The sequence below is a fragment of the Salinibacter sp. genome (assembly GCF_036626415.1).
Classification (GTDB): Bacteria; Bacteroidota; Rhodothermia; order Rhodothermales; family Salinibacteraceae; genus Salinibacter.
On the sequence record NZ_JAZKRW010000096.1, the window covers coordinates 1 to 12121 of the forward strand.

Below are 12121 nucleotides of genomic sequence, written 5' to 3' on the forward strand. Positions count from 1 at the left end.
TAGGCACAATTTTCCGCCCCGGAGGCCCCTTCGGGGACACTGCTGGGCCCCACCGTCCTCCAATTGGCCTTCCCGAGGCCGTTCTCCCCGCTTCTCCACCGAGACGCCCCTCCTGCGTCGGCCTGCCAGAGGATGGCCGAAAATTTGCGAGGAAGCGGTTCCCTTCCGTGCATTCGTCTTTCGGCCGCCTGCGGTGCCGTCTATGCTGGACCGACTTCCCTCCTCGTTCGTCAATCACATCGAGTTGTGGCTGAGCGGCTTGGGCCTCGTCTTGATTTTCGGCATTCCCGCCCTCGTTGGGGGCAACGGCATCGTGCTCTGGCGGCTGATCGCCCTGATCGCCGTGGGGGTCGGCGTCGTGCACGGGTTCATCTTCTGGACCGTGCGGCGGCGCCAGCGCCAGGCGCGTCGGCAGTCGATCCGTGAGATTCAACAGATGCTCTCCGACGTACTCAAAAACAAGCTCGCGGCCATCAACATGTACCTGCCCGAAGAGACCGACCAGGGGCTCGTGGAACAGGAACTAAACGGCATCCGCACCTCCATCGAAGACATTGCCGGCGAGGTCGAAAACCTTTCCGAAGAAAGTCTCGAAGGGTGGAAAGAACACTACAGCAACGCGATTGACCGGACGACAGATCTGTAGCCGCAGATGGCGGGCGTCTGCAGGGCGTAGAAGGACGGCCGACCTGTAGAGCCTCGATTCTGATCCGGGCCGAGGCTCCCGAACACGAGGCGAAACGCCTCACGGAACAGTGCTTGTTCGTTATCCCGAGGAATCCCTGTTTCACGAAGCGTCTTCTGCTCGATGCAGCTCAACGGATGCCGTGGCGTAGAAGGGCCCCGCACTGAGACATCTACCCCGACCGCTTCCTTTGCCCGACGGTCCGTCCGTCAGGCGACGGAGCCCCCCACCGTTCCCGATCAAACTGCCGCCCGTTATGCCTCCTTCAGCCCTCGCTAGCGCTCCTCCCTCTGTTTCGACCTCCGTCCTTCCCTCTGGCCTTGCGGGCCTCGATACAATTTTGAAGGGGGGCCTGCTGCCGGGCCGGGCCTACCAGGTGCGCGGGCGCCCCGGCACCGGCAAGACCATCTTGGGATGGCACTTCCTGGCGGCGCCGGGCCTTGCGGACACCGACAGCGGCCCCTCCCTCCTCATTACGTTCGACGAACCGGCCGATCAGCTTCGCGCCGACGCCGAGCAGTTTGGGTTCGGCCCCAGCACGGCAGAGATTCTCGATCTGAGCCCGACCTCGGAGACGTTTTTTGACCAGGGCAATCCGGACTCCTTCTACGGCAGTTCCAATCTCAGTCTCGGCCCCATTGCCGAGAAGGTGACCTCGACGGTCGAGGCGCTCGATCCCACCCGAATCGTTGTGGACTCGATGTCGCACTTTCGGCAGTTTATTGCCGACACGGGGGAGGAGCGCATGCAGACGCTGTCGTTCCTCCGGTACCTGAAGGAGAAAGACGCGACGGTTCTTCTGCTTTCAGAGCAGCGGGCCCCCGCAGAAGAGAACCTCAACTACCTCAGTGACGGGATCATCGAGTTGGAGCGCGGGCCTTCCGGCCGCACCCTTCAGGTGCAGAAGCAGAGGGGCCGGGGCTTCCGGGACGGGACACACGCGCTCGTGATCGACGAGACGGGCATGAGCGTCCATCCCCGGCTTGAGCCGACCGATCAGGGGACGTCCGAGGTCGGATCCATCTTCTCCACGGGCGTTCCGGCGCTCGACGAACTGCTCAGCGGAGGCATCGAGAACAACACAGTCACGATGATCAGCGGGCCGAGCGGGGTCGGGAAAACAACCCTCGGCCTTCAGGTTCTGAAGGAAGCCGCCGGACGGGGACAACCCGGCGCGTTGCTTAGTTTCGAGGAAGAGGAGGCGGTGTTGCTCCGCCGCTCCCGCCAGGTCAACATTCCGATTCAGGAGATGATCGACCGCGGAACCCTTTCCGTGCATCAGTTCCGCCCGTGGTCGTTTGAGCCCGGGACGTTTGCGCACCGCGTCCGCCAGTTGGCAACGGCGGAGACGGAAATTGTTATGCTCGACGCCCTCGACGGATACCGGGAATGCGGCCCTCCGGAACAGATCCGGCAACAGCTGCATCGGCTGTGCCGGTACCTCGTGGAGAACGACGTCACGGTCCTCCTGATCAATGAGACCCGAGCGATTACGGGGACCTTCGAGGCGACGGAGTGGGGCATCAGCCATCTCGCAGATAATCTGCTGTTCCTCCGCTACCTGGAGATGGAGGGCGAGCTCCGGAAGGCCATCGGCATGCTGAAAAAGCGGGCGGGCGAGTTCGAGAAGACGCTCCGCGAGTTCGAGATCGGCGCCTACGGCATCCGGGTCGGAGAGCCACTTAGTCAGCTCCGGGGCATTTTAAGTGGAACGCCTGAATGGACCGAGAGGCCGCGTGGTGTGTCCGGCGACGGGCAAGGGGCCGGCACGAGCCTTCATGTGTCGGAATGAGGCGGAGTGAACGTCGGCCCGTCCCCTGACGAACGGTCCTGGGCTCGTCGAGGGCTGCGGCCTGTGGGGCGCTCTTTGGGCATCGTCCACGCCGCCCAGGGCCTTTTGTCTCACCGAAAGGCTCCGTGCACGACCGACGGCGCATGTGGGAATTGCCCTTTACTTGAGTCTTTCGTGCGTCCTCCGATCCTCCTCCGTCGCGGGCTCAAGAATGACCGCCTGCCCCCCGCTCCGCGCCAGCGCCGCCTCAATCGTGTCGCGCGTCGTCACGAGGCCGCGGCGGATGCGGTAGGGGATTCCCCCATCAGCCGTCCATCACATCCACGTCGTACAGCGGGAACTTGTCGTCCGGCGTGACGACGGTGCACCCTTCCTCCTGGCCCTGCGCGATGATCACTCGGTCGAACGGGTCCCGGTGATGCATCGGAAGTTGGCCTGCCGTAGCGGCGTGGGCGGAGGAGATGAGAAGCTCGGTGAACGAGGATTGGGCGGCCCGGACCACGTCTGTCGCTGGACGCTCGAGCTTTCCGATGCTCACCTTGATCTCGATTTCCCACACATTGGCCGGGGTAAAGAAGACCTCATTCTCAGGATCCGCGAGTTCAGTTTGCGCCGGCTCCTTCAAATCGTCGGGGCGAGCCAGCGCGTAGATGAGCGTGTAGGTGTCAAGGAGGAGTTTCATACCAGGAGAGGCTGCTAGGGACGCTCCTTGACATGGGCCTCGGGACTAAGATCACGCACCCGGTCGATGGCCCGACGGCAGGCGGCGCGACTCGGGTAGGTGCTGCCGGAATTGGCGAGAACGCCCCCCTCTTCGGTCTGGAGCCGCCACCGGAAGCCCCCGCTCTCGTCCCGGTAGATCTCGAACGCCGCCGTTGCCGTCCACCGCTCCTCAGAACCCCCGTTCTCGGGGACCGGCCTGTCTCCCGACGATTCCTGTTCCGAGGCGAGGAGACTGCTGTCATAGAAGCGTTGCTCCACCTCGGGCTCGGGCTGAAGACGCGCCTTCAGCGTATCGGGATCGGGGATGTCCCACTGCCCGGACAGGGCGCCGAGGCGCGACGAGGAGTTGCTCACGAGAATCGGGGAGCTTGTAGGGTTGACTCGAAGCTGCGGGAGGCCCTGGGACGGATGCTGAGAGGATGCCTCTCAGCATCTTGGCTCTACAGCCTCTTTCCGGAGGTGCGTTAAAGCATTCATTATCCATTCCCGTTCCTCCTGCGCAATAATTCGCACCAACACCGCGAGGAAATTGAGTTCCCTCAGCGAAGGGCGGGGCGATCCGACGAACCGCTGTCAGCTGGTGCCCTCCTGTCTCTACATTATTTCGTGTAGTCCATCTCTTGCGGCGGTGATGTAACTCCTTAAGCCCGACTCTGTGAGGATAGGAGAGGGGGATTCGCCATGGTTGTGCACCTCCGCCGCCGAGACATGTCCCGATCGATATTCTTCCACCTGCTCCAGGAACTCTCCTCCTGTATCGAATGCGTATCCCTTAATTTCGTCGTGCAGCCTACCCCGTATCTCCGCGATACGCCAAGCTCTCTCCTCTATCGTTGGAAAGTCCTCACCGTAGAGTGCATCCAGTATCTCTCTTCTGTGGGGTAGCGAAGGATATTTCCGAAGGATCCTTGTGGCTTCGAAGGCGCGCCTCTCCAAGTTTTCGGTTGCCGTACTGAGTCTTCTCATGATACCTTGGGCCTCCTCCGTCGTCATTTCCGTCACTCCGTATGGGTAGGTCTCCGGGCTCGTCACTGTAATTTCGCCGTTCAACTTCCAGCAGTACCTCTGAATTTCGAACAGGACCGTCTCTATCTCTTCCAGTGCCCGTCTCCTCCGCCTACGGCGCTGGAGGTATCGGTTTACAGCGGCACCACCGATTATTCCCAAAATTAGGGTGAGAATTGGGATGACCATAACTGATTGGAGGACAGGGACCTGTACGTCTTATTCAAGTATGTCGTACTCTTCCCGCTCGGCCGCCGTCGCGGGCTCAAGAATGACCGCCTGCCCTCCACTCCGCGCCAGCGCCGCCTCGATTGTGTCGCGTGCCGTCACGAGGCCGAGGCGGATGCGGTAGGCGTGGGGATTGTCTTGGTAGTCGGCCTCCGGCGTGTCCTCGAAGATGTGGGCCACGTAGGTCTGCCCGTCGTCGAGAAAGTCGAGCGGCACGTCCAGGGTGCGCGCCTCCTCGTTCGTGGTGGTGCCCACGTACCACGCATCGCTGTCCCGCGCCCGGCGCGCGATGGTGATGGACGCGCCGATACGGGCCTGGAGGACGTAGCTCTCCGACCAGTCGGCCGGCACGCGCTCGATAAACTCGACGGCGGCCTCCCCCTCGTAATTCTCGACGAGGTCGGCGGCCATCTGGACCGGGCTGTAGAGGACGACCATGTTGGCGAGCTGCTTCGAGAGCGTGGTCAGCACCCGGTGGTCCGGCATCGTCTCCTCGGGCGTGAGGTTAAAAATGCCGGGCGTGTAGTCGAGCGGCCCCGCCAACATGCGCGTGAACGGGAGGGTGACGTCGTGCGACGGGGGACTGGGCTCGTCCCAGGCATTGTACTCCATGCCGCGCACGCCCTCCCGCGTCATCATGTTGGGCCAGGTGCGCTCAATGCCGGTGGCCATGACCGGCTCGTGCACGTTGAGCACGATTTCGTGCTCGGCGGCCATCTTCACGACACGGCGGTAGTGGTTCACCATCTGCTGGCCATGGTGGTGCACGCCCTCCGGACGGATCGGCCCCGCGTAGCCGGTCTTGATCGCCGGCACGCCGGCCTCGTCGTACAGGTCGAACGCGGCGTCCATCTGGCTTTCGTAGGCGGGCACGTCGCCGCCGGTCTCGTGGTGCCCGATGAGCGCGACGCCCTTTTCCTCGCCGTACTCCACGACCTCCTGGAGGTCGAAGTCAGGGTACGACTCGGTGAAGTTGAACTCATCGCCCCCAAGCCAGGTCTCCCACCCCGTATTCCATCCTTCCACGAGCACCCCGTCGATGTCGTGCTCGGCGGCAAAGTCCATGTAGCGCTTCGTCCGCTCGGTGGTGGCGCCGTGGACGCCGTTGCGGCCCCACGAATATTTGTCGATGTGCATGCCCCACCAGATGCCGACGTACGTCATCGGCTCAATCCAGGACGGGTCCTCGATTTTCGAGGGCTCGTTGAGGTTCTGCAGGAGGTGCGACTCGATCAGCCCGCCGGGCCGGTCGGCCACCTGAAGCACGCGCCAGGGCGTCTGGTGCGGCACGCTCGCCTTCACCTTCACGCCGTCGGGCCAGGGCACGAGGCTCGTATGCAGGGTGGTCGGTGTCTCCGGGTCGGCCCGGAGCGTCATGCTTGAATAGTCGGTGAGGGCCGCCTCGTGGAGGGCGAGATATCGGTCCGCGTCCGGACTGCGCAGCGTGAGGGGCGGGTTCACGGTGCCGGGCCGGTCGTCTTTCGAGGTCGTCTCGGGCCGCCCATCGTCCACCTCTTCGAGGTACGAGTTGTAACTGATCGCGGCCGCACTGTCGCGGATCGCACTCAGCGGGGTCTCGCGATAGACCCATTCGTAGTTGTCGTAGTCGTCCGGGATCCACCAGGCGGTGTGGTCCGTCGTGAGGTCAAACTGCGTGTCCTCCGATGCGATGCGGAGCGAGTCAAGGCCGTTCTGCTCGGGCCACCGATAGCGGAAGGCCACGCCGTCGTCGTAGGCCCGCAGGACGAGGTCGAGCCGGCGTTCTGGACCCTCCGTCTCTCGCAGCCGGATCGTGCGCTCGACGAAGTGGTTGCGCACCGTGTCCTGGGTGCCCCACGCGGGCGTCCACGTGGTGTCGAGGGTGCGCTGGGTGGTCTCTGTAACCTCAAAGCCGTCGCGCAGGGGCGGGGCCTCTTCCAGTTCGAAGCCGAGGGGCGAGGCCGCGACGAGAGAATCGCCGTCAGCCTCTACGTGGTAGTGGGGCCGTCCGTCCTGCAGCTCAACGCCAATGGTGAGGGTGCCGTCGGGAGAGGTCGCAGTCATCGGGTCGGTGGTGGCGGTGCAGGCAGCGAAGGCAAGGACAGCGGCGGCACTCAGAACAAGCAGGACCGAGCGACGAAACATCATGAGGGGCAGGGACAAGACGAATGGGAGCTGCGGTGGGACATTGCGGACGCGTTCGGCCCGGATGGAGTTGCCACACAGGATACGGCGTGCGCCGTGAAACCCCAAGGGCCCGACCGTCTGGGCCTGCCGGCCGTCCGCACGCCGTCGTAACGCCCCGCATTCTCCGACGACGCAGTTTCCGCTTGACTCCTTTCTAATTCGAGACGTCTCCCATGTACGACTGCTGTCCCCACGACCTCGTCGAGATCGAATCGGCCGAGGCCCTGCGACGGCACATTGCAGAGGAAGAGTCCCTTCGAAATACCGCCGTGCAGGGGATCGACCTCACGGCGCCGGACATCGACGCGGCCCTGACCTCCGTACCGGCCGAAGACGCCTGCTTCCTGGGCTGCGAGCTCTCCGAGGCCGCCGAGGAACATGTCCGCGAAACCGGGGGCACGATTTTCCCCGGCTTCGTGGGGGTGCCCTTCCGCCCGTACCGGTCGTCCCTCTACACACCCGCCGAACTGATGGAGGGGTACGAGCGGGGACGCCCGGAGACGCGCGACGAGACCATCGACGCCCGCATCTACCGCTACTTCAAGGCCCGGAAGCGCGACGGGCGCGACGCGCCGGTGATGGACGCCCTCGCCTTCCGCATCCACGACCACGCCATCGACAACGCCCTGCGCGACCTGCTGTCCCCCGACGAGGGGGCCGAGCGGCGGGTGGTCGGCATCATGGGCGGCCATCAGCTCCGCCGCGACGACGCCCTGTACCGCCAGGTGGCCCGACTGGCCTGGCGGCTGACACAGGCGGGGTTCTTCGTGGCCACGGGCGGCGGCCCCGGCGCCATGGAAGCTGCCAACCTGGGCGCCGCCCTGGCTCCCTACGAGCCGGAGGCGCTCGACGACGCTGTGTCTCACCTCGCCTCCGCTCCCCACTACGAGGACGCCACCTACGTGGACCGCGCCTACGACGTCCGCGAGCACTACCCCGACCGCGCAGAGAGCCTCGCCGTGCCCACCTGGTTCTACGGCCACGAGCCCTCCAATCTCTTTTCGACCCACGTGGCCAAGTACTTCGCCAACAGCATCCGGGAGGACGGCCTGCTCGCCATCGCCACGTACGGGGTTGTCTACGCCCCCGGCAGCGCCGGCACCATCCAGGAGGTGTTCATGGACGCGGCCCAAAACCACTACGAGACCTTCGGCCCGGCCAGTCCCATGGTGTTTCTCGACCGCACGTACTGGACTGAGACGAAGCCAGTGTACCCGCTCGTAGAGACCCTGGCCGACGGCACGCCCTATGAGGACCAGCTTACGCTCACCGACGACGTAGACGCGGCGGTCTCGCGCATCGAGGCACACGCCCCCACTCGCGCCGCGTAGCCGTCCGGCCTACGGGTCGCCCGAGCCGGCGGACGGCCCCTCTCCCGGCATCGTGTCGTTCCGGAGCTCGGCCTGAACCCGTTTCGGGTCCACCCGCTCCCACACCTCGCGGAGCTTGTAATCGCCCACCTCTCCAATGTGGATCCACGTGTCACCCTCCACCCGGGCCTCGAACCGAAGCGTCATTCCGTTCATGGAGGGATCCGAGTGGTACTGGATGTGCTCGACGTAGACGCCCCGCTCCGGATCGTACTCGTAGCGCCCGCCCCCCGCGAGCACCGATTCGCCATCGTTCGTCTCTCGCCCCCAGGCGAAATGCGTTGAGTTCAGAATTTTAAAGTTGGCCCCCCAGCTGCCGCTCTGGTCGACCACCGAGTCCGGATAGACCAGCTCCTGCGACACCATGCGCCACGTCCCTTCCAGGTTGTTGGACGGAAGCTGGGCCTGGGCGCCCGTCGAGCCCACGAAGAGGACAACGAAGACGAGACCGACAAGACGCTGGACCGTGTACATGGCGACGACCTCCGTGAATTCGCAAAATCATTGCGGAAGCGCTGCCGATAATGTAACACGACTGCAATTATATGTCAACCAAACATTAACCAAATCTTTTTCAGAGGGCTGAGGAAGCGCATTATGGAAAGATGCCCATCTGCTCGTAGGAGGCCGCGATCTTATCGATGGCACTCACGAAGGCCGCCGTCCGCATGTCGACGTCTTTCTTCTCACGGATGGCCCGGATCTCGTCGTAGGCGTGGCTCATGGTGTCCTCGAGCCCGGAATGCACGAGGTCTCGCTCGCCCGCCCCGAAGCCGACCTGCTCGATGAGCATCTCCATGAGGTCCTCGTTGAAGTCCTCCGCGGTCAGCTCGTCGACGGCCCGGAGAATGCGCTCGGCATTGCGCTCTTCGAAGCGGCGGCTCATGCGCCCGTGCCGCACGTGGGAGAGGTTCCGAAGCCATTCGAAGTATGACACCGTGACGCCCCCCGCATTGAGGTAGACGTCCGGAATGATCATGGCATTCTTGTCTTGAAGAATGCCGTCGGCCTCCGTAGTGACGGGCCCGTTGGCCGCCTCCGCAATGATGCTCGCCTGAATGTCCGGGGCGTTGTCGGCGGTAATCACGCCCTCCAGCGCCGCCGGGATGAGGACGTCACAGGGCAGTTCGAGCGCCGCCGCAGAGGTCTCGGTGTTGTCGGCGCCGGGGAAGCCGAGGAGCGATCCGGTCTCGTCCCGGTGGGCCACCACGTCGTCTACGTCAAGGCCGTCCGGATCGTAGATGGCGCCCTCGATCTCAGCAATGCCGACGATGTCAGCCCCCCCCTCCTCCAGAAACCGGGCGGCGTGGTAGCCGACGTTGCCGAGGCCCTGGACGACGACGGTTTTCCCTTCCAGGCCCGGCTCCAGACCGAGGCGCTTCATGTCCTCTGAGTACCCACACGCTTCTCGGATCCCGTAGTAGACACCGCGCCCGGTGGCCTCTGTGCGCCCTCGCACGCCGCCCTGGCCCACCGGCTTCCCGGTCACGCACGCCAGGGCATTGAGGTCCTCGTCGCCGATCTGGTTGTACGTGTCCATGATCCATGCCATCTCCTGCGACCCGGTGCCATAGTCGGGCGCCGGCACGTCCGTCCCCGGCCCGATGAAGTTCTTTCGCTCAAGCTCGAAGGTGTACCGGCGCGTGATGCGCTTCAACTCCGTCGTCGAGTAGTTGCGGGCGTCGATGCACACCCCCCCCTTCGCTCCGCCGAACGGGACGTCCACGATGGCGCATTTGTAGCTCATCAGTGCCGACAGGGCCATCACTTCGTCCACGTTCACGCTAGGGGCGTAGCGGATGCCGCCCTTCGTGGGCTGCATGTGATGGCTGTGCTCCCCGCGGTAGCCCCGGATGACCTGAATGGAGCCGTCGTCCCGCTCGATGGGAAACTCGAACCGGATGATGTTGTCGCAAGCCCGAATCTGGTGGAGCACACCGCGGGGGTAATCCGTCAGGGCCGCGGCTTCGTCGAACATCTGGTTGACCTCGCCAAAGAAGCCGTCGGACGATTCGGCTTCGGCGTTCGGCTGCGGCGTTGAAGTGGACATGGGGGACAGAAGAGACGGCCTGTGAGAAGAAGCGCGATACGTGCATACAACGATACGTGCATACAAATGAGAACCGCCCCGAACTGCAAGCGCTTCCACGTCCGTTCGCTGCGAAATTTCTTCGGAGGCTCTGTGCCTTTCGCCTCGTGGTGCCCCTCCAACCTGCGGGATGGGACACGCCCGCGGCTCGTCCGTAACGTGTATGCTCGTCTCGATTCGTTCGTGTACGACCGTCGCTTCCGGTTCGCCGCCCCCTGACGATCAGGGCGCGCGGTTGCGACCGATCAGAAAGATTCGTTAGACTCTCGTTTCCGGGCGCTCCGGACTCGCGTTTTTCTCGCCGACGTTCTCCAGGCCGTGCCTGAATCCATCCTCCTCAGTATTACCGTCGTCGTCGTGCTGGGCATTGGGGCCCAGTGGGCCGCGTGGCGGTTTCGGTTGCCCTCCATCCTGCTGCTGCTCCTGGTGGGCTTCCTCGCCGGCCCGGTGCTGGGCGTGCTCGACCCCCAGTCCCTCCGGGGCGACTGGCTGTTTGCGTTCGTGTCCCTGTCGATCGGCATCATCCTGTTCGAGGGCGGGCTGAGCCTCCGGCTGTCCGAACTGCGCGAGGTGGGCAGTACGGTCCTAAACCTCATCACGATTGGGGTCCTCATTACGTGGGGCCTCGGCGCGGCCGCCGCACACTACATTCTCGAGTTCGAGATCGGCCTGGCCATCCTCATCGGGGCCATCCTCACGGTGACGGGGCCAACCGTCGTCGTCCCGCTCCTGCGCCACGTCCGGCCCAAGGGGCGGGTCAACACGATTGCCAAGTGGGAGGGCATCACGATCGATCCCGTAGGCGCCATCCTGGCCGTGCTGGTGCTCGAGACCCTGATTCTGCTCAACGACCCGCAACGGACGGGGGCCGGCACCTCGGCCGCCGCCGAGCACGTGGCCATCGGCATCGGGCTCGAAATCTTCGTGGCCCTGGGCATCAGCGTGGTGGCCACCATTCTGCTCGTGGTGATCCTGCGGCGGCGCATGGTGCCCGACTTCCTCCGCAACGCCGTGACGCTGATGGTGGTGGTCGTGGCGTTCGTGGTCGCCAACGTGCTCCAGCACGAGTCCGGCCTGCTGGCCACCACCCTCATGGGCATCGCCCTGGCCAACCAGCCCTACGTATCCGTCCAGCGCATCATCGAGTTTAAGGAGAACCTCCAGGTGCTGCTCATCGGGTCGCTCTTCGTCCTCCTCAGCGCGCGGCTGGAGCTGAGCGCCCTGGAGTACATCGACCTGCGGGTGCTTGCCTTCCTGGGTCTTCTGGTCGTGATCGTGCGGCCCCTCGCCGTCTTCGCGTCCTCGTTCGGGTCGAACCTGGAGTGGGAGGAGAAGGCGTTCCTGTCGTGGCTCGCCCCGCGCGGGATCGTGGCCGCCGCCGTGGCCTCCCTGTTCGCGTACCAGCTGCGCCCCTTCTACCCGGAAGCCATCGACGGCATGGTCCCCATCATCTTTGCGGTAATCGTGGGAACGGTGGCCATCTACGGCCTCACGCTCTCGCCCCTGGCCCGGTGGCTCGACCTCGCCGAGCCGAACCCGAACGGGCTCCTCTTCGTGGGGGCGGCGCCCTGGGTCCGCACGGTGGCTCGGCACGTCCAGGAGCTTGGCCACTCCGTCCTGCTTCTCGACAACAACCCCGACCACGTCCGCGCCGCCCGCGAGGCGGGCCTGCCCGCCCACCAGGGCAACGCCCTCTCGGAAAACATCCTGGACGAGATTACCCTCAGCGGCATCGGGCACCTGCTCATCACGATCCCGAACGACGAGGTGGCCTCCCTCACGGCCCTCCACTTCTCGGAAGTGTTCGACTCGACCGACATCTACCAGCTCGCGGCCCAGCCCGACAGCCGGCACGGCGGCGAGGGCGTGATGCCCGGCCACCTCCGTGGCCGCCCCCTGTTCGGCGAAAACACCAGCTACCAGTCGCTCAGGGCCCACCTGGACCGGGGCGACACCATCGAGGTCCTGTCACTGGCCGACGAAGACGGGGACGAGACCCAGGAGTACTACACCTACGACGACCTGTCGGCCGCGTACGAGGACACGACCGTCATTCCGCTCTT

Annotated in this window: 10 protein-coding genes; 4 read left to right on the forward strand and 6 right to left on the reverse strand. The window is 64.6% G+C overall.

The features are described from left to right. The first annotated feature begins 202 nt into the window (after positions 1-202). Both V5A20_RS10480 and V5A20_RS10485 read left to right on the forward strand, forming a co-directional pair. Positions 203-646: a hypothetical protein gene (locus tag V5A20_RS10480; RefSeq protein ID WP_332316202.1), complete on the forward strand. Its 444-nt coding sequence runs from the start codon at positions 203-205 to the stop codon at positions 644-646. Positions 647-941: 295 nt separating this feature from the next. After that, positions 942-2477: an ATPase domain-containing protein gene (locus V5A20_RS10485; RefSeq protein ID WP_332316201.1), complete on the forward strand. Its 1536-nt coding sequence runs from the start codon at positions 942-944 to the stop codon at positions 2475-2477. A gap of 304 nt (positions 2478-2781) precedes the next feature. Here the strand turns inward: V5A20_RS10485 and V5A20_RS10490 are convergent, their stop codons facing one another. From V5A20_RS10490 to V5A20_RS10505, 4 genes are all read right to left on the reverse strand, one after another. After that, positions 2782-3159: a type II toxin-antitoxin system VapC family toxin gene (locus tag V5A20_RS10490; RefSeq protein ID WP_332327290.1), complete on the reverse strand. Its 378-nt coding sequence runs from the start codon at positions 3157-3159 to the stop codon at positions 2782-2784. A gap of 14 nt (positions 3160-3173) precedes the next feature. Further along, positions 3174-3554, reverse strand: a complete 381-nt coding sequence (locus V5A20_RS10495; RefSeq protein WP_332327291.1) for a YegP family protein — start codon at positions 3552-3554, stop codon at positions 3174-3176. 240 nt (positions 3555-3794) lie between these two features. Then, positions 3795-4394, reverse strand: a complete 600-nt coding sequence (locus V5A20_RS10500; protein ID WP_332327292.1) for a hypothetical protein — start codon at positions 4392-4394, stop codon at positions 3795-3797. A gap of 30 nt (positions 4395-4424) precedes the next feature. Further along, entirely contained in the window at positions 4425-6560 is a 2136-nt protein-coding gene (locus V5A20_RS10505; protein WP_332327293.1) for a glycoside hydrolase family 97 protein, read from the reverse strand. A 212-nt stretch (positions 6561-6772) separates the two neighbouring features. Between V5A20_RS10505 and V5A20_RS10510 the strand changes: the two genes are divergently transcribed. Next, on the forward strand, positions 6773-7930 hold the full coding sequence (locus V5A20_RS10510; RefSeq protein WP_332316196.1) for an LOG family protein: 1158 nt from the start codon (positions 6773-6775) through the stop codon (positions 7928-7930). A gap of 9 nt (positions 7931-7939) precedes the next feature. On the opposite strand, the gene V5A20_RS10515 is transcribed toward V5A20_RS10510, so the two are convergent. Continuing rightward, the gene (locus V5A20_RS10515) at positions 7940-8443 is read right to left on the reverse strand and encodes a hypothetical protein (protein ID WP_332316195.1); all 504 of its coding nucleotides are present in this window, start codon (positions 8441-8443) and stop codon (positions 7940-7942) included. Positions 8444-8564: 121 nt separating this feature from the next. Continuing rightward, positions 8565-10019: a Glu/Leu/Phe/Val family dehydrogenase gene (locus V5A20_RS10520; protein WP_332316194.1), complete on the reverse strand. Its 1455-nt coding sequence runs from the start codon at positions 10017-10019 to the stop codon at positions 8565-8567. Between the two features lie 357 nt (positions 10020-10376). Here V5A20_RS10520 and V5A20_RS10525 point away from each other — a divergent pair. Then, the coding region (locus V5A20_RS10525; RefSeq protein WP_332327294.1) for a cation:proton antiporter at positions 10377-12121 on the forward strand (1745 nt) is incomplete at its 3' end.